This is a genomic window from Staphylococcus sp. 2S1 (assembly GCF_046721335.1).
In the GTDB taxonomy this organism is placed as follows: domain Bacteria; phylum Bacillota; class Bacilli; order Staphylococcales; family Staphylococcaceae; genus Staphylococcus; species Staphylococcus equorum_A.
This window is the reverse complement of the sequence record NZ_JBEUUJ010000003.1, coordinates 1,265,714-1,287,297: the sequence shown is the minus strand read 5'-3', so window position 1 is coordinate 1,287,297 and position 21,584 is coordinate 1,265,714. Positions and strand designations below refer to the sequence as shown.

The 21,584-nt window shown below is 32.1% G+C and carries 16 protein-coding genes and 9 pseudogenes; 8 read left to right on the top strand and 17 right to left on the bottom strand.

From position 1 onward, the window contains the following. Positions 1-80 precede the first annotated feature (80 nt). The 3 genes and pseudogenes from ABLV90_RS06760 to mntC all read left to right on the top strand — a co-directional run bounded on the left by ABLV90_RS06760 (position 81) and on the right by mntC (position 2,603). A pseudogene (locus tag ABLV90_RS06760) lies at positions 81-804 on the top strand (metal ABC transporter ATP-binding protein). Between the two features lie 23 nt (positions 805-827). Then, a pseudogene (locus ABLV90_RS06755) lies at positions 828-1,665 on the top strand (metal ABC transporter permease). Beyond that, positions 1,662-2,603: a manganese ABC transporter substrate-binding lipoprotein MntC gene (gene mntC, locus ABLV90_RS06750; protein ID WP_427705324.1), complete on the top strand. Its 942-nt coding sequence runs from the start codon at positions 1,662-1,664 to the stop codon at positions 2,601-2,603. The pseudogene ABLV90_RS06755 and the gene mntC overlap by 4 nt, the downstream one beginning before the upstream one ends. Positions 2,604-3,050: 447 nt before the next feature. Here mntC and ABLV90_RS06745 read toward each other — a convergent pair whose 3' ends face one another. The 10 genes and pseudogenes from ABLV90_RS06745 to ABLV90_RS06700 form a co-directional block, all read right to left on the bottom strand. Beyond that, positions 3,051-3,119 (bottom strand): hypothetical protein, encoded by a 69-nt coding sequence (locus ABLV90_RS06745; RefSeq protein ID WP_460872865.1) that lies wholly within the window; start codon positions 3,117-3,119, stop codon positions 3,051-3,053. A gap of 222 nt (positions 3,120-3,341) precedes the next feature. Beyond that, positions 3,342-5,393, bottom strand: a complete 2,052-nt coding sequence (locus tag ABLV90_RS06740) for a cation:proton antiporter (RefSeq protein WP_460872391.1) — start codon at positions 5,391-5,393, stop codon at positions 3,342-3,344. Between the two features lie 494 nt (positions 5,394-5,887). Then, positions 5,888-6,334: a Na+/H+ antiporter subunit G gene (locus tag ABLV90_RS06735; RefSeq protein WP_460872390.1), complete on the bottom strand. Its 447-nt coding sequence runs from the start codon at positions 6,332-6,334 to the stop codon at positions 5,888-5,890. Continuing rightward, positions 6,309-6,610: pseudogene (gene mnhF2, locus ABLV90_RS06730) on the bottom strand (Na+/H+ antiporter Mnh2 subunit F). The gene ABLV90_RS06735 and the pseudogene mnhF2 overlap by 26 nt, the downstream one beginning before the upstream one ends. Continuing rightward, positions 6,607-7,089 carry a Na+/H+ antiporter Mnh2 subunit E gene (gene mnhE2, locus ABLV90_RS06725; RefSeq protein WP_069815169.1) on the bottom strand — a complete coding sequence of 161 codons (483 nt, stop codon included), beginning with the start codon at positions 7,087-7,089 and terminating at the stop codon, positions 6,607-6,609. The pseudogene mnhF2 and the gene mnhE2 overlap by 4 nt, the downstream one beginning before the upstream one ends. Further along, positions 7,089-8,596: pseudogene (mnhD2, locus tag ABLV90_RS06720) on the bottom strand (Na+/H+ antiporter Mnh2 subunit D). The gene mnhE2 and the pseudogene mnhD2 overlap by 1 nt, the downstream one beginning before the upstream one ends. Continuing rightward, positions 8,583-8,933: a Na+/H+ antiporter Mnh2 subunit C gene (gene mnhC2 / locus ABLV90_RS06715; protein ID WP_460872389.1), complete on the bottom strand. Its 351-nt coding sequence runs from the start codon at positions 8,931-8,933 to the stop codon at positions 8,583-8,585. The pseudogene mnhD2 and the gene mnhC2 overlap by 14 nt, the downstream one beginning before the upstream one ends. Then, positions 8,930-9,355: a Na+/H+ antiporter Mnh2 subunit B gene (gene mnhB2, locus ABLV90_RS06710; protein WP_002508405.1), complete on the bottom strand. Its 426-nt coding sequence runs from the start codon at positions 9,353-9,355 to the stop codon at positions 8,930-8,932. The genes mnhC2 and mnhB2 overlap by 4 nt, the downstream gene beginning before the upstream one ends. After that, positions 9,342-11,737: pseudogene (locus tag ABLV90_RS06705) on the bottom strand (DUF4040 family protein). Before ABLV90_RS06705 ends, mnhB2 begins: the two are co-directional and overlap by 14 nt. Before the next feature lie 23 nt (positions 11,738-11,760). Next, on the bottom strand, positions 11,761-12,312 hold the full coding sequence (locus ABLV90_RS06700; protein WP_460872388.1) for a tyrosine-type recombinase/integrase: 552 nt from the start codon (positions 12,310-12,312) through the stop codon (positions 11,761-11,763). A 148-nt stretch (positions 12,313-12,460) separates the two neighbouring features. Here ABLV90_RS06700 and ABLV90_RS06695 point away from each other — a divergent pair, with 148 nt between their 5' ends. Both ABLV90_RS06695 and ABLV90_RS06690 read left to right on the top strand, forming a co-directional pair. Beyond that, a complete protein-coding gene (locus ABLV90_RS06695; RefSeq protein WP_069815161.1) occupies positions 12,461-12,667 on the top strand; it encodes a sigS mRNA-stabilizing protein SroA in 207 nt (68 codons plus the stop codon). A 53-nt stretch (positions 12,668-12,720) separates the two neighbouring features. Beyond that, positions 12,721-12,903, top strand: a complete 183-nt coding sequence (locus ABLV90_RS06690) for a DUF2922 domain-containing protein (protein ID WP_460872387.1) — start codon at positions 12,721-12,723, stop codon at positions 12,901-12,903. 140 nt (positions 12,904-13,043) lie between these two features. Here ABLV90_RS06690 and ABLV90_RS06685 read toward each other — a convergent pair whose 3' ends face one another. Then, on the bottom strand, positions 13,044-13,277 hold the full coding sequence (locus ABLV90_RS06685; protein WP_069815159.1) for a hypothetical protein: 234 nt from the start codon (positions 13,275-13,277) through the stop codon (positions 13,044-13,046). 231 nt (positions 13,278-13,508) lie between these two features. Here ABLV90_RS06685 and ABLV90_RS06680 point away from each other — a divergent pair. The 3 genes and pseudogenes from ABLV90_RS06680 to sarA all read left to right on the top strand — a co-directional run bounded on the left by ABLV90_RS06680 (position 13,509) and on the right by sarA (position 16,233). Continuing rightward, a pseudogene (locus ABLV90_RS06680) lies at positions 13,509-14,439 on the top strand (DMT family transporter). Positions 14,440-14,557: 118 nt separating this feature from the next. Continuing rightward, positions 14,558-15,496: an efflux RND transporter periplasmic adaptor subunit gene (locus ABLV90_RS06675; protein WP_427707556.1), complete on the top strand. Its 939-nt coding sequence runs from the start codon at positions 14,558-14,560 to the stop codon at positions 15,494-15,496. Between the two features lie 361 nt (positions 15,497-15,857). Further along, positions 15,858-16,233, top strand: a pseudogene (sarA, locus tag ABLV90_RS06670) (global transcriptional regulator SarA). Positions 16,234-16,513: 280 nt separating this feature from the next. Here the strand turns inward: sarA and ABLV90_RS06665 are convergent. From ABLV90_RS06665 to ABLV90_RS06640, 6 genes and pseudogenes are all read right to left on the bottom strand, one after another. Further along, positions 16,514-17,327: pseudogene (locus ABLV90_RS06665) on the bottom strand (alpha/beta fold hydrolase). 207 nt (positions 17,328-17,534) lie between these two features. After that, positions 17,535-18,246 (bottom strand): annotated as a pseudogene (locus tag ABLV90_RS06660) (hypothetical protein). A 150-nt stretch (positions 18,247-18,396) separates the two neighbouring features. Then, a complete protein-coding gene (locus tag ABLV90_RS06655; RefSeq protein ID WP_460872386.1) occupies positions 18,397-18,903 on the bottom strand; it encodes an SA0570 family protein in 507 nt (168 codons plus the stop codon). Positions 18,904-19,035: 132 nt separating this feature from the next. Then, the gene (locus tag ABLV90_RS06650) at positions 19,036-19,833 is read right to left on the bottom strand and encodes an alpha/beta fold hydrolase (RefSeq protein ID WP_460872385.1); all 798 of its coding nucleotides are present in this window, start codon (positions 19,831-19,833) and stop codon (positions 19,036-19,038) included. A gap of 3 nt (positions 19,834-19,836) precedes the next feature. Beyond that, positions 19,837-20,535, bottom strand: coding sequence for an HAD family hydrolase (locus ABLV90_RS06645; protein ID WP_460872384.1), 699 nt, complete (start codon positions 20,533-20,535; stop codon positions 19,837-19,839). A gap of 74 nt (positions 20,536-20,609) precedes the next feature. Beyond that, positions 20,610-21,560 carry a FecCD family ABC transporter permease gene (locus ABLV90_RS06640; protein ID WP_427705342.1) on the bottom strand — a complete coding sequence of 317 codons (951 nt, stop codon included), beginning with the start codon at positions 21,558-21,560 and terminating at the stop codon, positions 20,610-20,612. Between the last annotated feature and the right edge of the window lie 24 nt (positions 21,561-21,584).

Here is a 21,584-nt window from a genome sequence, read left to right as displayed (position 1 = left end):
TCGACTTGACACGCTAAATCTTCATGGTATATTATAAAATAAATTAGGTTAGCCTAAAAATATTATTAAGGAGGTCTAATATGTTAAAGGTAGAAAATCTAAATCTAACTTTAGGGAATAAACATGTCTTAGAAGACATTGATTTAAACATACCTATAAAAGGCGAGATTATTGGCATAATGGGGCCAAATGGTGCTTGGGAAATCATCTTTACTCAAATCTTTTATTGGGGAGTTTAAATCTACTGGGACTGCACGCTTAAACGATGATGATGTACATAATTCATTAAAATCTATCACCTATATTCCACAAAAAGCACATATTGACTTAGATTTTCCAATTGATGTCGAACATGTTGTTATATCAGGTGCATACAAAGATATTGGTTGGATTAAATGGGTGACGTCAGAAACTAAAAAACGGTTAAATCAATTGATGGAAACCTTGGAATTAGAAAATTTACGTCATCGTCAAATTTCACAATTAAGTGGTGGCCAGTTACAACGTGTACTTGTCGCACGTGCGCTAATGACGGAAAGTACGCTTTATTTGTTAGATGAGCCCTTTGTTGGTATTGATTTCCATAGTGAACAAATCATTATGACACAACTACAAAAATTGAAAAGTGAAGGTAAATTACTCTTAATTGTCCATCACGATTTATCAAAAACTGAAGAGTATTTTGATCGTGTCATACTTCTAAACAAAACAATTCGTTATTTTGGTGACAGTAGTACTGCAATGCTACCGGAGAATTTAAATAATACATTTTTAAATTCAACCACAAAAAATGAAGCGACTTAAAACAACAGAAAGGAGATAAATTTATTATGGAATTCATTCAACATTTACTCGATTATAAATTCTTAAGCAATGCCTTAATTATTTCAATCGTAGTTGGAATTGTATGTGGTACAGTTGGCTGTCTTATCGTCCTTAGAGGGCTTTCGCTAATGGGTGACGCGATGAGCCATGCTGTGTTACCTGGTGTAGCTCTATCTTTCTTATTCGGTATACCGATGTTTATCGGGGCACTCATTACAGGTATGATTGCCGAGCATATTCATTGGATTTATTACGAAAAACAGTAAAACCAAACCAGACAGCGCAATCGGTATCAGTTTTACAGCATTTTTAGCAATGGGTATTATTTTAATCAGTTTGATTAACAGTACCACTGACTTATACCACATATTATTTGGTAACTTGCTCGCTGTAACTCAATCAACATTTTGGTCAACAATTGTTGTTGGTGTGCTTGTTATGATATTAATCATACTATTTTACAGACCGTTAATGGTCTCAACATTTGATCCTGTATTTAGCCGAATGAGTGGTCTAAACACTACAATAACTCATTATTTTGTAATGCTGTTACTGTCTCTTGTAACTGTAGCCAGTATTCAAACTGTCGGTATTATTTTAGTTGTCGCGTTATTAATTACGCCGACCTCAGCGACATTCTTAATTGCCAAAAAATTACATACAATGATGATTATATCAAGTCTGTTTAGTACAATCAGTGCGATTGTTGGTCTCTACTTTAGCTATCTTTATAATTTACCAAGTGGCGCAACAATTGTATTATGCGCATTCTTGATTTACGTCGTTACTTTTATATTAAGTAAATTTCAAATTTTTAATAAGAGAGGACAAACTATATGAAAAAAATAATAGCAATTGCACTTGTTTTCATCCTTTTTTTAAGTGCATGTAGCAATGGGAGCAATGAAAAAAATGAGAAAAATGATTCAGCTTCAAACGATAAATTAAAAATTGTTACGACAAATTCAATATTATACGATATGGTCAAAAACACTGCCGGTGATAATGTTGAAATACATAGTATTGTACCAATTGGCCAAGACCCTCATGAATATGAAGTTAAGCCAAAAGACATAAAAGCGTTAACTGATGCAGATATAATTTTTTATAACGGTTTAAACTTAGAAACAGGAAATGGTTGGTTTGAAAAAGCATTAAGTCAAGCCAATAAATCAACCAAAGATGATTCCGTAGTAAGACCTTCTGAAAACGTGGAACCTTTATATTTAGAAGGTGGCGAAGGTGATAAATCAAAACAAGATCCACATGCTTGGTTAAGTTTAGACAATGGTATTAAATATGTTGAAACGATCAAAGATACAATATTAAAACACGATAAAAAACATAATGATGAAATCAAAGCCCAAGGTGAAAAGTATCTTGGAGAACTAGAACAACTTAATAAAGAAAGTCATGATAAATTCAATGATATTCCTAAAGAGCAACGCGCAATGATTACAAGTGAAGGTGCTTTTAAATACTTCTCTAAACAATATGACATTAAACCTGGTTATATTTGGGAAATTAACACTGAAAAGCAAGGTACACCTGAGCAAATGAAACAAGCCGTTCAATTCGTAAAAGATAATAACTTGAAACATTTACTTGTTGAAACGAGCGTTGATAAGAAGAGTATGCAAAGTTTAAGTGAAGAAACGAAAAAAGACATCTTTGGCGAAGTATTTACTGATTCAATCGGTGAAAAAGGATCTAAAGGTGATTCTTATTACAATATGATGAAAGAAAATATCGAAACAGTACATGGCAGTATGGAATAAGTCGATAGGCTATTTAACCTTTTATAGGTGAATAGCCCCATGTCGTTCGTTACCCTCCTTATAACGTACGGCATGGTGGTATTCAAGCCTTAAAATCATCTCCTTAGCTCCATCAATGGTAGATTCCTCCCCCATTGATGGAGCTTTTTTTAGCGAAACTTCTTCCTAAAAGGAAGTTAGTTTCACTTATGCATGCGTCTTGACGCAGGCGTTCCTTAATCTTCCTGTTAAGATAGTGGCTCTTATGCATGCGTCTTGACGCGGGCGTTCCTTAATCTCCCTGTTAAGATAGTGGCTCTTATGCATAAAGACTTACTTTCCAATTCATTTGGGTTAGTAAGTCTTACGCATATGTGATCACTAAAATAGCTCAGGCCTTCCTTTAATCTCCTAAAAGGAAGTTAGTTTCGCTTATGTGTTCCCTTTACAAATGTATTACTCAATCGTTTATCTCATTGACTTTATTCCAAATAACCTTTGAATAAGTAATATATTCACTATAATTACAGGGTCTATTGATGGTCTTCCACTATTTAATTTACATATATTATTACTGTTTAAAAATGGCAGTAATTTGGGTCGACTCTCGCGAGAAAAGCACTAACCGAAGACTTCATGCTGAGGCTATTCCGCGGAATTTATGCACAAAAAAGTGCCGACAAAATCTTAGACTTTGTCGACACTCTAAAGTGACAGAATATATATTCTGTCACTTTTATGCTATTTAAAAATCATTCATTAGTCCGTTAAACTATCTACAATAATCATTTCATCATAATTTATTGCTTCACGTATTTTCAAAGCAGTAACTTCACTTACCTCTTCGTCTTCGACAAGTTGATTCAACACACGGCGTTGCTCTTTAAGTGCCGTTAATTTAATTTTTGTTATTGAATTCTCGTTTTTTGCATTAAAGAAATTAGATGGTGTTAAGTTATCTATACGTATAAGATAACTATCACAAATCATTCCTACTTCTAACTTATTATCTTCAGTTGTTTCTTTACCTAAACGACTTACAACACGGTAATGTACTGTACGTACAACATTAGAGATTTCTCGCAAGTTGTCGATGATTGATAATGAAGTAGTCGCATTGGTTTTAACTTTACGTTTAATTCTTCGTTTTAAAATCAAAGCTCTAAATTCAACCTTTATACGTTGAAGTAAAGAAGCTTGCTTATAGACTTGCGTACGTTCGGAATAACGCATATAGTTTTCTAGAACGTTAGAAGTTATATCTCCATTTTCTACTAAACTATTCAATGTACTATTTTCAACAGCAAATGCAATATTTTGTAGTCTTTGAAGTTCTTTCGTATTTTCATCTTCATTTTCCACAGTTTTTAAAAATGCTAATTTCTCATGATAATCCTTGATTACATTACCATATTGAAAACTAGATTCTACAGATGACATTTGATTTAAACTATCAATGACTTTTTCTAATATTAAAACACGTGCACGCTTGAAACTCATTCCTTTTTGTTTCGGTTTTTCAGCATTTGGTGTAACTAATGGTAAGATAAATTGCGCAACAATCAAACTAATAATTACCATTCCAGATGCTATAAAAAGTAAATCATCCCTAAAAACAAAAGAATGATGATCCGCTAACACATACGGTAAAGTTAAGGCGATTGCTAACGAAATTGTGCCATGAACGCCGCACACCGTCATAATAAACGCATACATGCCACGTTTTGGAGGTGCTTCTGTCGGTTTCTTATTATCTTCATTATAAGAAATCATCTTTTGGAATGGACTGACTGGTAAGTAAAAGTAAGGATATAGTATGAACACCCACAAAAATCTAAATAAATATATCGCAAGTGCAATTAAACAAGTAACGACAATTAAGAAGATTAAATTATGTGGTTCATTTTCTATAATTCTTCCTACTACTTCAGGTATTAAATATCCCAAAATAGAAAATACAAAACCATTTAATGCATAGCCTAATATATTCCAAGTATGGTTATAACTCATTTGCAATCTCGTACGTGCTTGTGCAATACGGTCACGTTCAAAACCATGTACTAAACCTGCAACTACAGCGACGATGATTCCTGATGAATGAAACATTTCTGCCACTATATATGTCACAAACGGCGTAACAAGCTGTATAAATGTGAACATATTAATATTTTCAATACCACGTCTAGATAACGCCACTCTAAATCTTACTAAAGCTACCCCAATAAGAAGTCCAACAATAAAACCACCTATTGAAGAAATAAGAAATTGTTCAACAGCATGCGTCACTGAAAACGCACCTGTCACAAGTGTTGCTACAGCAATTTTAAAAGATATGATACCCGCAACATCATTTAAAAGTGATTCACCCTCTAAAATTGTCATAGATCCTTTCGGTAGCACTTTTCCATTTGTAATAGCTTGAACTGCAACGGCATCTGTAGGACATAATATAGCGACAAGCGCAAAAGCTGCAGCCATTGGTAATTCGGGCCAAATCCAATGAACAAAAAGCCCTACTACAATCACAGTAGTAATAACTAAACCTAATGCCATCATTAGCACCGGTTTAATATAGCGCCTTAAGTGGACACGCGAAACCTTAACCCCTTCTACAAAAAGTAATGGTGCAATTAATGCAACCATAAACAATTCTGAATCGAAATGAAGTTCAACAGGTACAGGTATCACATACACCAACATACCGAGTATAATTTGAATGAAGGCTAAAGGCACTTTCGGTATAAAAATGTGCACAAGTGAGCTAACGATAACCAGTGCTAAAAAAATGAGTATCGTTTCAAATATTTGCAAGGTTTCACCTCTTTTCAATTTAATTATTTTTCATAATTGTTGAGGTTGAAACAATAAATAATATCGTTTTTTAAATGAACATACTGTGTCTCAAACTCTTACACACTAATAACAAATAGTATAATCCCTATCACCTATTTGATTAATATTTTTTAAATTAACACAATTACAAATATATATTATTTTATCATTTTTTTACCCTTTGCTTAAACGTATTACACTTGAAAAGTTAAATTTTCTTTTTTATCTTCTAATATACAGTCTAATAAGCGATTAAATAGTGTTACATAATTTAATATTAAAATGACACTAAAATGCATATATAAAATGAGTATGATACATACGTACTCTAGATAATTAAAAAAATGATGAAAGCGACTTATACCGATTATAAAAACAAAACACCAATCCATTAGAAAATAATAGATTGGTGTTTCAAAGTTGATAATGAGCTATTTATGTCTCACCCTTATCATTTTAAGCATTTATATATTTTAGTAATCCTGGTCTTTTTCATACGCATTACGTCTACGTTCTTCACGATTTTCTGCACGTTTTTTCAACATATCAAATGTATTATTTTCTTTAGAACTCAACAATATATTTGTTTGTCTTGGCGCATCACTTTTACGATACATGTAAGCCCCTGTGCGATAGGCGGCACGTGATATTAAGTGACCTCCGACTGGTGACGTTAAATTAATAAACACCAATGCCAAAATAAGTCGCACGCTTAAATAACCTTGTGAAGAAATAAAATAAATAATAACGCCTACAAGCGTCAGTAATACTGAAAGTGTAGAACTTTTAGTCGATGCATGACTTCGTAAAAATACATCTTGAAATTTAATTAAACCTATTGCACTTATTAATGCGATGATACTTCCTAAAAACATCATAAATGTTGCTATTAAATTAACGATTTCGCTTGTTATTTGCATTGAAGACATGCCCCCTTCTATAAATCTAGAAATGGAAACGGTACTTACAAATGAAATGATAGCGATCAGTAGAATTGAATCAAGGAATGAGAATGTACCAAAGACGATGCTGAGCATACCTACCATAGACATAAGTATCGCACTTGCGGTATCAAAAGCAACTACCCTATCAGCAGTCGTTGGTCCTTTAATCAATCTAAATAAAGTTAATAATAATGCAATTCCAAACAAAATCAGTGCACTTGTAATGAAAAAATCAATAAGGGATTCTATCATTCTGCCACCTCCAATATGAGTCCTTCATATTGTCTAATACTTTTCAGCAATTTTTGCTTTTCTTTATCTGAGACATCAATTGCATGTATAAAGAACTTTTGTTTTTCTTTTGAAATTCTTATTACTGTTGAACCAGGCGTTATAATAATTAAAATTGTTAAAAAGCTAACTTCCCAATCACTACTTAATGTTGTTTCATAAGTTACTAAGCCGGGGTTTAAATCCTTAGTTTTGAATAAAATGTAATTAATTGTAGTCATGCTAGATGTGACTAACTGGTATAAATAAACAGCTAAAAATTTAATTGTTACCCAAACTTTTTTCAGATAAAATTGCTGTCCGAAAAAGCGATGTAAAATATAGATAACTAATAAGCCAATAAGGTAACCTGCGGAGAATGTTGATGCTTTAAAAGATTCTTCATCTTGAAAAAGCACCCATAAAAAAGCAATGACAATGTTAAGCAAGACTTGTTGCATTATTTATCCTCCTTCACTAAATGAGGGTTAACCATTTCTTCATATAGTCCATCATCCATATTTAAATGTGTCGCATTATCCGTCACTTTGAAAATCAATGGCGCCGCAAGTCCCATAGCTAGTATCACTGCTGTTAATATGCCAATGAGACCTTTACGATACGTAGGTATTTTTTTAAATGCTGTTTCTTCAGCTTTCTTCTCATTACCCAAATACATTGTGAAGAAGATTCTGAACAAGCTAAACATTGCAATTAAACTGGTAATTATCATTAAAGCTAAGCCAATATAATTACCGTTTTCTATAGCACCTTTAAAAATGAATACTTTACCAGGGAAACCACTAAATGGCGGTACGCCTCCGATTGCTAAGATCATAACTACAAAAGCTACGCCAAAGAATGGTTCTTGTTTGGCTAGACCATTTAGATTTCGATATTGTCTGTATCCAGTAATATAGACTAAGCTACCAATAATAAAGAATAGCAATGTCTTAACGACAATGTCATTAGCTAAATAGAAAATAGCGCCATTAACACCAGCGTAGGTATTTGATCCTAATCCTAATATGATAAATCCAATTGAAAGTATAACTTGATATGCTTGCAATCTTTTTAATATCACGATAAGCGAGTACGCCAAATGCTCCAATCAGCATTGTTATACAAGCTAAAAATACTAGTAATGGATGCGTGATGCCTTCATGACCATCAAAAATCAATGTAAAGAAGCGGATTAATGCATAAGCCCCTACTTTAGTCATTAATGCTGCAAACAGTGCTCGCAAGTTCTGTATTTAAAACTGCATAGGCTTTAGGTAGCCACATAAAGAGCACTAATGCAGCTTTAGCACCAAACGCAATTAAAAAGACCATAGACACAATTGTTATAGCACTTTTGTCATTCATCTCATTCAACCGCTGTGCTACAAGGGCAAAGTTTAACGTACCTGTCAGTTTATAAAGCAAACCAATACCTAGAAGTAACAACCATGAACCAAGTATATTAAGTACCACATAAATAATTGCTGCACGTAATTGCTCGATGGATTGTCCTAATGTGATAAGTACGAAAGATGCCAATAACATAACTTCAAACATGACATATATATTGAATAAGTCAGCTGTTAAGAATGAACCTATAACACCTACAGTTAAGAATAAGATGAAACTTGGTAGATAATAGCGTATTGCTCTTTTCTCTGTTCTACCAAAACCATAAGCCATAATTAACGTAACAACAAAACTGGATGTAGTAACCATCAATAAACTTAATGAATCACCAACAAATTGAATACCAAAAGGTGCTTCCCATCCTCCAAAATCTAAGGCAATAGGTTTGTTATACATCACATGAATTAATAAGAACAATGAAATAACTGTTGTAACAGCCATCGTTCCAATTGAAAACATTCGAGACAATCTACTGTTTGTACGGATGAAGACAAGGACTAATGCACAAACTGCTGGAAGAAGTAACGGTAGAATTAATAAATTACTCATTAGCATCGTCGTCATCACCTCTCAATACATCGATTTCATCTTCTTTTGTTACACGATACGTTCTATATACAAGTACTAATAGAAAAGCTGTCATTGCAAAGCCAATTACAATCGCCGTTAAAACAATTGCCTGTAATAAAGGATCAACAAAGTTTTTACTACCTTCTCCAATCAAGGGTTCAACCATATTCTTGCCATATTGACCCATACTCATAATAATTAAATTGCACGCATGCGTGTAAATAGAAATACCTATAACGATTCTTATTAAATTAACTGATAATATCATATACGTTCCTATAAATATTAAGAAGCCAATAACCATTAATAATATAAGATTCATGAACGACCACCACTTATAGATAACATAACCGTTACGACGACACCTACAACAGATAATACAATACCTGCTTCAAATAACGTTACGGTCGTTAAATGTACTTCACCCAATAAAGGTAATTGTACATATGCATCAGTTTGGTAAAGGAACGGTTTACCAAAAAACATAGGTACAACTGCAGTAGCAAATGAAACTAATGAACCTATAATCATTAATATTCTAAAATCTAAAGGCAAAGCGACTAACACTTGTTTAACATCGAAGGCCAAGAACATTAAAATAAATGCTGAGCTAAATACAAGACCACCAATAAAGCCGCCACCTGGATTATTATGACCTGCCAAAAACAGATAAAATCCAAAAGTTAACAATATAAAAACGACAATTTTGGTTACCGTTCGTAATACAACATCATTCTCTTTCATCTTGACCCCTCCGTTCTTTAAAGTTAAGTAATGTATAAATTCCTAAACCAGCAATGATGAGCACCATACCTTCAAATAAAGTATCTAGTGCACGGAAGTCACCAAGAATGGAATTCACAATATTTTTTCCGCCTGCTAATTCATATGCATCATGGTAAAACGTCGAAATTGTAGGCATCGAGTCACTTTGTTGTGCAATAAACACGAGCATGACTACAATCACTGCCATCAAGAGCGATACAATAATTTTGACCGCTTCACGTTTTTTGTGAACTTTTGTACGCGGTACGTTAGGTAGTCTTGAAAAACTAACAATAAATAATATTGTTGTAATCGTTTCTACAACTAATTGAGTTAATGCTAAATCGGGTGCTTTCATTAATATAAAGAATATCGTTACACAATAACCGATAATTCCGTTTAAAATAACCATTGTTAAACGTTGACGTATAAATGTTAACGCAATACCTAGTACAAATACGACAATTAATGTAATTACTTCTAACGGGCCAAATTCACTCACATGAATTTGTTGCACTTTTGGAAATCTGCTTGAATAACTCCATATACCACAACCATTATAAAAATAAGTAAAGTTAATGTGATGTAATGATTTAAACGGTTATTCATTAAGCTACGAATTCCATATCCTGAATAGTGTTCAAATTGTTTATATGACCCTAAGTATAAATCTGTAATTGATTTCACTTTTATCTTATCAGCATATTTTTTCCAATCAATTTTAAATGCCGCTGTGAAACCAACAATCATTACAATCAAACTTAAAATCAACGGTAAATTAAATCCGTGCCACTGCGATACATGTGGCGCTATTTTATCTACATTTTCTCCAATTGTGATACTTCGTAACGCTGGTAAAATAATATAATGTCCAAATATATTTGGAACAAAGAATATGACCGGTAACAAAATCATCATAATTGCAGAAGGTAGTGTGAACATAAATGGTTCGTGTGGATTTTTTATTGGTAAATCTGCTTTCTGATAATCTCCCCAGAAAACTTCCTTAATCATGTAAACTGCATAAATCAAAGTGAATATACTAGCTACAACACCTATCACTGCAATAATTATCGTAAGGAATATATTGAATTGGGGTAATTGGTGCGCGCTCACAAGTCCGTCAAAGAACATTTCCTTACTCAAGAAGCCATTTAAAAATGGAATACCCGCCATCGATAAGGCAGAAAGTAACATTATGATATGTGTAATAGGAAACACTTTTCTTAAACCTGATAAGCGACGAATATCTCTTGTGCCTGTTTCATGATCAATAATACCTACACCCATAAACAGTGCACCTTTAAATAAAGCATGATTCATTAAATGGAATAAAGCTGCGAACAGTATTAGACCATAAATTTTAGAAAGTTCGCCTGTCGGATGTTGCGCAAACCCTCCACCAAGTCCTACCATTGATACAATCATACCTAGTTGACTAATAGTAGAATAAGCTAATATTGCTTTCATATCGACTTGGCGTGTTGCATTGACTGCACCAAAAATCATTGTGATTAGACCAACGAACGTAACACAATAAATATAAAAATCACTTAAACCTAATACAGGTGTGAATCTAAAGAGCAAGAATATACCTGCTTTAACCATTGTTGCCGAATGTAGATAGGCACTTACGGGTGTTGGCGCGACCATCGCTTTCGGTAACCAGATGTGAAATGGAAATTGAGCTGACTTTGTAAATACCCCTATTAAGATGAGAATAATAATAGGTATAAACAAGTCACTTTGGGCAATTTTATCACTCTGTGCAATAATTGAAGTTATTGAATTCGTGCCAGTTACAGTATAAATCATAATGAAGCCTGCTAGTAATGCCAAACCACCAAAAACTGTAATCATAAATGATTGTATGGCCCCAAATTGACTATCACCTTTATTGTACCAATAGGCGATAAGCAAGAATGAGGATACACTTGTTAACTCCCAAAACACATACATCAGAATCGTATTATTAGCAGTAACGATACCTAGCATACTGAGCATAAATAGTAATAAATATACATAAAAACGTGGTAAATTATCATGTTCTTTAGATAGATATTGAGTTGCATAGTAAAATACGGCTAATCCAATGAGTGAAATTAATAAACTGAAGAATAAACTCAATCCATCTAATCTAAAATCAATATTGATATCTAAAAGTGTCAGCCATGGAATCTTAACCGTTACAAAATGTCCCGCCATCACTCGAGGTAATTGCCATAAAAAGTAAATCGAAGAAATAATCGGTGCAATTAAAGCAATTTGACCTGCAAATCGCTGCAATTTAGGACTGGTTAGCGTGAACAATACCGCTACCATGATTATAATCAACGCACCCAGTAAATATATTAAACTCATCATATCCCTCCCTTAATTATATTTTATAAGTTTAAAGCTATTGTTGTTTTAGTTGTCTTCGCAGAAATACCTATGAATTTCATCGTTTCAAAAGTTGTTTGATGACCTAAATATTTTTGAATAATAGAAATAGAAATACCAGATTGATAAGCATGATAAGCAAATGTCTTTCTTAACGTCGTCAAACCAATATGTAACATGCCTAACTCTTCAGCGACGGCATGAATAATACGATATGCTTGTTGTCTTGATAAACCTTTTAAAGTTCTATTTGAGCGAAACAATAGCTCATCATTTTTAAGATCTTCTTCTGTAATAAAGATCATTAACTCATTCCTCAATGTGTCGGGTAATCTAATATGAATATTGGGAGCATGATCCTCTAGCCAATATTGTTTAATATCATCGTGTTCGTCTTTTATATCTGACACGCTAAGATTTAGTAGTTCAGAAAGTTTAACACCAGTATGTATTGCAAATTTGAATAATAAATAGTCTCGTTTCGACTTATTACTTAAGACTTCATACATAGACTTCATCTCTTTTATATCCCTTATAGGGTCCACTTGATTCATATATTCACCTCTTAACAAATTGAATGTTTCTTATTTAATGATATATGATATTTATGTCACATGGAAGTATTTAAACCGAATTTCTCAAAAAAATTTTGACCATTTTAACATGTTTATTCGATATATATAGTGAAAGGAGGTTAAGCAAATGAATCAAATTAAACAGCTTGCAGTCACATTATCCCGTGTTTTGTACGATCAAGATGGAAAAGCTTTAAAGTTCAAGCGTCATTTCGCAAATTTAAATACAGAATCAACACCCGAACAAATAAAAAGCTTCAAATCTATTATTGAACAAATTACTGGAGAGCACTTTGACACTATAGAAGTTATTAAAACTGAAATAATTAATTAAGGAGGAGAATGACATGATGTCCCAAACATTAGAACTTATTTTCAATGATGCTTGTGAATAAAACTATCAAATTGCAACTACCTAAGATTGAACATCCAGTAAATGAAAGTACAGTTAAAGATGGCATGAATAAATTAATCACGCTTGATATTTTGAGACCCAAAACAGGCATCCCCACAAAAGTATTTGGTGCCCAATTAATAGATAAGACAACCAACGTTCTATTTGAAAATTAGTTGATTCTCAATATAAAGCTATTGAGTTAGATGATTAACTAAAAAAGGCTTGAAACAAACGTTTCAGGCCTTCCTTTTATGCAGAAAATTGACTGTTTATACAGCACATTAGTTAACCACAATATTATTCAATTATACCATTAATTTCTAAAGGGTCTCAATCTAACCTTATCACCAAAAAATATCTTTTTCTTACCTAACTTCTTGCATATTGCATATTTATCATACACTTCAACAATTTGAGCTAAATTTTTATAAGATCTTCTTGGATTCAACACTTCTATAAATTGATTTTTCTTAATGCCATCATTACTTCCTGCTCCAACAAAAAAAGTTTCCTCATCTGTTAGTCGAATTATGGAAAGCTGTTTCAATATAATTAGTCACTCACTTCTTCAAAAGCTATTATTATTATAAAGTTATTATTACTTCATAGTTGTTAATCTTATTTCCCAAAAACCATTAACATACGTATTCTATTATATTTTCTGTGTTGTGTACATCATAATAAACTAAAAAGCTCATATTCTTTTAAATAATTTAAACATAGGAAAAACATAACCTTTCCTATATAATGTAATTATCCTAATAGAAAGCGTGATTTAATGTTCCTTTTATATATTATTGGGATTATCGCAGGTATGGTTGTACCATTCCAAACTTCAATCAACTCTAGACTAAGCCTTTATACAAAGTCTTCATTCTATGCGTCAACAATCTCATTTGCTACAGGTACAATCTTTTTAATTTTAATCAATCTTATAACGAATCCTCATGTCTTTACTGCACAATTTTACAGCAACCAATCTTTTAGTTACATATGGTTTGTCGGTGGTATGCTTGGTGTCATTTTCCTAACTGGAAACTTACTCCTTTTACCTCGTTTAGGTGCATCCCTTACTGTAGTGCTTACTGTAGTTGGTCAAATCATTATGGGTGTAACAATCGACACATTTGGCTGGTTTGGAGCTGATAAAGAAGCCTTTACAGTATTTAAAGTACTGGGTATTATCTTTTTAATTTTCGGTATCATTCTGATGAATTACGTTCGTAGAAACCCAAAAGATAAAAATCAAAATAATTCAATTTATATTTGGTTAATCATTGGATTTATATTTGGTTTCTGTCCACCTATTCAAACTGCTATTAATAGCGCATTGGGTCAACAAATAAATTCCTCTGTAATGGCTTCACTGATTTCATTCACAGTAGGTACAATCGTATTATTTATTTTGACTTTAATTTTTAATAGAAGTCTTAAACTTACTACTTTCACACCTAAAGAAGGACGTCTTAAGCCTATTTACTTTATCGGTGGTATCTTAGGTGTGATATTTGTGACCACGAATATTATTTTAATGCCTCACCTTGGCGCTGCATTGACTACAATTATTGTTATGCTAGGTCAAATGTTAATGGGTATTATCATAGATCATTTCGGTTTGCTTGGGTACATATAAAAATAAAATCACTAAGAGAAAAGTTTTCGGTATTATTGCCATAATGATTGGTATCATTTTATTGAGATTATTTTAAAAAATTGTTCTCTCGAGTCATTTACTTTTAACATTTAGTAAATGACTTCTTTTTTTATAACAAAACCCCTGCTTTTCGCTGTATAATCAAATCATCAATACATCAAGAGGTGACATCATTGAAGAAAATCATTGTTTTATTTACTCTGTTGATAATACTTTGTAGTATCGGCGCCCTAAGTTTTTACTATTTCAAAATTAAAATAGTCACAAGTAAACCAGAACATCCTATTGATACTTTGAAAATAACCTATAATAAACCCTATACCTTTATAGGAAAGCAAGAACCTGCGCAACGATTTCCAGTTCATTATGAACCCCATAAAGGTTATATTAACGATTGGTTCGTTAAGTCACATGACAAAATAGAAAAAAACCAACCTCTATTTGAATATTACAATCCACGTATTGAGCAACAAATTAATAGTAAGCAAAAATACCTTGCACAATTAAAACAAAACAATAAATCTTCCACTCCCCTGATACAATCAGAAGTATTACGCTTACAAAATCAAATCTCACAACTCCAAGAACGACTTCGTATTAAAGTTTATGCTCCAGCGACTGGCATCGTCCATATTAATAAATCATGGCCTAATCTAACTAAATCTCCTGTTATGCAAATTTATGATCCTACTACAATAATCAAAGCTGAAATTGATGAATTCCTTATTGATAAGCTTCATTTAAAAGACAAAGTTTCTATTAAAGACAATAATCAGCAAACATTTGACGGTGAAGTGACTTATATTTCTAAATTCCCAATAGATATAGACCCATCAACTAAAAATTCCAAATATTTAATTGAGATAAATTCAAATTCTAACGCTGTTTTAGGTAAGCATTTCAAAGTAGAAATATCTAATCACATCATTGAAATTCCCAAAACAGCAATACATGATAAGCAATTTGTTTTCATACAAAGAAATAAAAAATTTATAAAACGGGTTATTAAAACACAAAATTCGGGTAATAACAAAGATGTACTAATTCTTGAAGGTTTAAATCAAGGAGATGTCATAGCTAGAAATGCTGATACAGTGCTGTCCGAAAATTAGACGTACACGTTATAAAAAGTTATCATTTTAAAATCCATTGAGATTATTTAGCCTTTTTATCATATGAAGGTAAATTGAAAAACAGAAAAATAAATTTTGATTAGCGTATTGGTATTTAAAGAATTGAATTAATAATAGAAATCATTAACGTAACGCTTAAACATGTTTTTGTTTACTTTCTATTTTTATTTAGTTATAATAAACTAAATAATAGTGGTTTTAATATATTTCACTTAAATATAATCGAGCCACAAATTATGACAAACACTTTGTATTTAACTTTGAATTAAGACAAATAATCATACAAAAAAATTATTAATATGTATATTTGATTGGGCATTTAGAATAGGGAGGAATTAGGATGGCTATCACCAAAATCAATGATTGCTTTGAATTATTAGCTATGGTCACATATGCTCGACAAACTAAAAGGTATTATCAAAAAAGAATTTTCAGTAAGTTTCGAGGAGTTCGCTGTATTAACATACATTAGCGAGCATGAAAGTGAAGAATATTATTTAAAAGATATCATCAATCACTTGAATTACAAACAACCACAAGTTGTTAAAGCTGTTAAAAACTTATCTCAAGAAGATTATTTTGATAAGAAACGTAACGAACAAGATGAAAGAACTGTATTAATCTTAGTTAACACTAAACAACGTAAAAAAATAAATGAATTATTAACTCGCGTTAATAATCGTATTAAAGAAGCTAACGACGAAAAAGAAGTTTAAGTTACTTTAAATTTCTACAATCAAACAAGTTTCTATAATATATTCAACTTATTTTTAAAGGGATTTTCCAATATATTGGAAAATCCCTTTTTATATGTACTTGCCTTTTGCATGTTACCAACACATCTTCAAAATCTTCATTCCTTACAAATAGTAAAAATACCGTTGATAAAGTCCTGAGACATATATCAACAGTATTTCATAAAGAAATAAAAGCATTGCAGTATCTATACTATATAAAATAACAACGCGTATTTTAAAACGACTTTGCAAGAAGCATTTATACTAAATCATTCTTTTGATATTTCAAAGTGCTAATAAAATCTAAATACACTTCTACAAAATGCTCGGGTTCTTCAATATGCGGCGCATGACCGGATTGGTTAAATTCTAAAATAGTTAAAGTTTGAAACGCATGATCGTATCTATTCGTTGATTCCCCCATAAATAAAGGATCATATTTCCCATTAACTAGCAAAGTTGGTACATTAACATGTTTAATCTCAATATCTTTATTAAAAACTGGAAATCCCATTAAAGCTCTTGTCGCAACAGACACTATCTTCGGCTGATTGTCTACTATAAATGAGCTGGTTTTGAAACCATTTTTTCGCTTTTTCCTGGTCTTTATACATATACGGTAATAGTAGAATAAGTGCTTCAGATTTATCAAAGCCTTCTATTTCGTCTTGATGTTCTATCATTAATTTATTTAACCCGTGTACACTATCTATCAGATTAGATGCAATTAAAGTTAATGATGCAACCATTGATTCATATTTATTAGTAAAATTTTTAGCTATTAAGCCACCCATATCATGTCCAATTAAATGTGCTACTTCAACATCTAATTTTTTCATTAATATTTTTAAATCTTCAACATGATCTTCTAAATTAAAGGAGTTCGGCTTGGAAGATTTACCATGCCCTCTCACATCATAAACAATAACATCAAATTTATTTTTCAATGCATCTTTCAAGTTATATAAAGAAGCCATATTGCTATCTAGTCCATGTATTAATATAACAGGAAAACCTTGACCCTCACGGATATATGCTATCTCGTTGTTACAACTTGTTTCGATTTTTATCATTATGGGCCACCTCCCTTTACAGAAGTAATATACCCTTATTTCATGTTTATTACGCTATTATTTTTGTTTTTGTCAGAATATATCGTTTATTAATTTATTATTTTTTTCTGTGCCAACTAACAAAAAACTCCCTTCAAGTTAACGAAGGATTTCAGTTAACGTCTTGAAGAGAGCTCTAAAAATATATTCACATATACTATTTTCACTTTAATTTCTAGATGAAATACGAATTGTGTAATAAATAATAACAATTAATAGCAAGAACCAAATAACGATGGATCCAATTTGAGCAATTTCAGGACTGCTAATCATAGCGTCTATTGTTTTTTGACAAAGTAGTAAACCAATACCAGTAAATTCTAATCTTCTAAAATAAAGACCCGCAATACTAAATATAATACCTACAAAAAAGACGGCTTGATGCCCATATACTGTCACTGCTACGATGCCTAAATTCATATTAAACGCGTGTGCAATAATGAGAATAAAGGACACTCCTGCCACTACTAATCCTATTATTCTTTCGACTTTATTACTATAAAGATAATTTTTCCAATCAATACGCAAATATATAAAAATCGAAATTGGTAAGATAATTAAACAATAAAAGATAGACAATCCTGTTGCTTGCTTGGAATGGCACAAATTGTTTATCATATAAATACGATAACAATATAAAATTAAGTATAAAAAACACAATAGGATTCAATTGTAATGTAAATAAATTACGTTGTATCGTCAAAATCACTTCAGCAGGTGATTTTTTTCTATATTCAATATAATCTTCATCTTTTTCTTCAGATTTCTGAAAATCTTTTTTCAATTTCACTTTAATATCATCTATTAAATTTGGAGAAAGACCTTTATGAGTGAAATAATCATTAATGTTTTCCACTAGTACTTTGTCGTTAACTCTCATGACAAGCTCCTTTAATAATATTTGAACTATAACTATTATAATTTAATTTATAATCTCATACTTACACTTATTTTAACAATAAAATAACCGACAAGTATATAGTTTCACACTTGCCGGTCAAATTATTCTTTTAAATGCTACAAGTAATACTTATTCACCAATATCTATACGATAAAGTTTGATGTTTTTATCACTTGGAGATGACGAACTGAATTGATATGAAGCTTCATCATCTTGCACATAACCAAAATTACCAGTTACGTTATTATAATGCTCACGTGCGACCGCATCTTTGCTGACTTCATTTTTAACTTCATCATAAGTCGGGCCATCAGTATCATTATAACTCATAGAAACACGAGTAATTTCGCCTTCATTTTTCTTACCGTCAGTAGTTACAATAAGTACACCATTCTCTTTTTTAAATTCATAATAATGTTCATTGTCATCAGGTCGATGAGAATAGACTGGTGTATTGTTATTTTTCAATACACTTTGAATAGACTCGCCTAGTGTTGCACCTTCTAATGTTGTATCTCCTTCTTGCAATGCCTTAACATTTTGGATAGAGTTACCTGAAGCCGCATCCACACTACCTGCACCAATTCCAGAAAACGCTAACCCTGAAACTAAAACTGCCGCAAATATTTTTTTCATAAGCACTCTCTCCTTCTATTTATAAGTTATTTTGTGCTCATCAACAGTGTACTATAAATATTACGTAATTAACAGGGATGTTACAAAAAGATTACATATTCATATCATTTCGTAATATAAATACAGGCTATACTATATTTTTGTTTTTTCATTTGTTTTAATAAAATCTCTTACAACGTCCAGGAATTTTTCTTTTTGTTCTATAAACGGATATAAACCTGATTTTTCGAACACTTCAAACGAAACATCTCCAATATAGTCGCCCACTTCTTTAGCTTCTACAACGGTTGTTCTTTCGCCATGCTGTCCGGCGATAATTAAAGTTGGTAAATGAATTTTTCCTAAATAATGCATAATATGATTATTGTTAAATGATTCCTTCACTGCCTGTAATTCAGCGTTCGTAGCAATTGCATTGGTATCGTCTACTTGTTTTAAAACTTTTTTAGTCGCGCGTTTTGAATAATATAAATGCTTGTCAAAAAACTTTTGTTGCGCTTCTTGTTCCCAATTACGTACTGTATCCGAATATTTGCGATACAAACGTTCTTCAGGTGTTATTTCGTTAAGTAGCGTTGGATTCACTAATGTCAGTGTCGTTGTCATCTCTGGATATTGAGCAACAAATGAGGCAGCAACTGAGCCGCCTAACTCATGACCAATTACTGCACATTCTGGAATATATAAATAATCTAATAACGCTTTAATATCTTCTGCATATGTTTTAAATTCAATATCATTTGGTTTATCTGAATAACCATGACCTCTTAAATCAATAAGCACAACTTGATGCGTTTTATTGAAAGCATTTTCAATCTCCTTGTATATAGATAAATTATCTAAGGCAGTGTGTATCATAACAATAGCATTGCCCTCACCACTTGTTCTGTAATTCAAAGCGACGCCATCTTTTGTTGTAAATAAATTCATTGATTATCTTCCTTTCTTCGCTATAGATAATATTGTTAATAATTCTTCAGTGCTCCTAATTGTAAAATCTATTTCTTCTGGTAATGGTTCTACTTCAACCTCATCATCTTCCTTAAACCAAACGCTGATCATTCCCATCGCTCTCGCGAGTGCAACATCATTCAATGGATCATCACCCACATACATCGTTTCTTCTGGTTTTGTCCCTAGTTGGGATAACATATCTTCAAATATCTTAGGATGTGGTTTACGGTAGCCTACTGTTTCAGATGTAGACAAATAATTAATCGCATCTTCTACACCTAAAGTATGCATTCGGAATTGTTTGATTTTCGACTTTCCATTTGCGATTACACCCGTGAGATAGCCATTACTTGTTAGCTTTTCAAGTGTATAAAGTGTGTCATAATAAGGAAATACATAACGATAAAAGTGCATTTCAAAATCATTAAATAGGTCTTTCCATGTTAAGCGATCAACGTGAAAATCTTTAATAATTGCTTTGTATAATTCTGGTTTATCATGATCTTCATCATCATCTAATTCTATAAATTTTTTCTTGAAATCTGCAAGTTGTATACGTACTAAATAGTCATGAAATCTTTCATACTGTTCTTCAATAAATTTTTCGCGAGATTTTTTTCGATCTAACAGTGTACCTTCTAAATCAAAGACGACCGCTTTTACTTGTGTTAAGTCCATCATCATTACCTCTTTAATTCAAACTTTTACTTTAATTCATGCTTAGCAGCATATATTCATCTATTTATACTTCACTATTCATACATACGTGGTTGTGTAATCATGATATAGAATAATACTGGAATACCCAGTAAAGCCAGTATAATACTTGCAGGTACTTGGAATGGTTCTAAAACAACACTGCCCAACCAATCTGAAAGCACCATAATTGTACCACCAATAATCATATTAAGTATCATTTGTTGTCCTAAATCATAATGTCCACTGTGTCGCCGTACAAGTTGGGGTATAACCATACCAATAAAGCCAATAACACCAACATAAGCAACGATTACTGCAGTTGAAATTGAAGCAATCAACAGCACGCTATATGTCATACTTTGAACATTTAAACCTAATGATTTGGCCCGTAAATCGCCAAGTTGTAATATTTTAATTTTAGAAATCATGCTTAATAAAATAATAACACCAATGAGTAACACTGTGCCAATGTATACCACTTCGTTATATTCAGCTGAAGAGAATCCACCAAACATATAATTGACAATATTATTCATTTTATTTTGATTAAATATAATGAGTATATATAGAAAGGCGTTAAATAAAGCACCTATCATAATACCTGATAATATCAATGTTCTAATCGGATAACCTCTCGACATCGCCATCGTTAGAGCAAGGACTAAAACCAATGTAATAATACTAAATGCAACTGAAAAGATCGGTAACCATATAAATGACATGCCTAAGACGACAGCCAAGCCTGACCCAAATGTTGCACCACTCGCTAATCCTAATGTGAAACTATCCGCTAATGGATTATTCAATAATGTTTGAAACATATGGCCAGCAAGTGTCAAGCCAATACCTGCAAGCAAAGCTTGTAGTGTTCTTGGTATTCTAACTTGAAAGAGAATCGTTTGAGTCAATGCGTCACTGATGTCACCAATACTCCATAATAAACTTAGCAATATGCTAGCAATGAGTACTGTTAGCCATATTATGATTGATTTATAGTACTTCATTTTTTTGCCACGCTTTCAATGAAA

Coding starts and splice junctions, on each gene's coding strand:
- ABLV90_RS06695 (WP_069815161.1), top strand. CDS start 12,461: ATGAATCAAATTAAACAGCTTGCAGTCACATTATCCCGTGTTTTGTAC.
- mntC (WP_427705324.1), top strand. CDS start 1,662: ATGAAAAAAATAATAGCAATTGCACTTGTTTTCATCCTTTTTTTAAGT.
- mnhE2 (WP_069815169.1), bottom strand. CDS start 7,089: ATGCAACAAGTCTTGCTTAACATTGTCATTGCTTTTTTATGGGTGCTT.
- ABLV90_RS06700 (WP_460872388.1), bottom strand. CDS start 12,312: ATGAATCAAGTGGACCCTATAAGGGATATAAAAGAGATGAAGTCTATG.
- mnhC2 (WP_460872389.1), bottom strand. CDS start 8,933: ATGAATCTTATATTATTAATGGTTATTGGCTTCTTAATATTTATAGGA.
- mnhB2 (WP_002508405.1), bottom strand. CDS start 9,355: ATGAAAGAGAATGATGTTGTATTACGAACGGTAACCAAAATTGTCGTT.
- ABLV90_RS06735 (WP_460872390.1), bottom strand. CDS start 6,334: ATGCAAATAACAAGCGAAATCGTTAATTTAATAGCAACATTTATGATG.
- ABLV90_RS06645 (WP_460872384.1), bottom strand. CDS start 20,535: ATGGACTTAACACAAGTAAAAGCGGTCGTCTTTGATTTAGAAGGTACA.
- ABLV90_RS06640 (WP_427705342.1), bottom strand. CDS start 21,560: ATGAAGTACTATAAATCAATCATAATATGGCTAACAGTACTCATTGCT.
- ABLV90_RS06650 (WP_460872385.1), bottom strand. CDS start 19,833: ATGAATTTATTTACAACAAAAGATGGCGTCGCTTTGAATTACAGAACA.
- ABLV90_RS06655 (WP_460872386.1), bottom strand. CDS start 18,903: ATGAAAAAAATATTTGCGGCAGTTTTAGTTTCAGGGTTAGCGTTTTCT.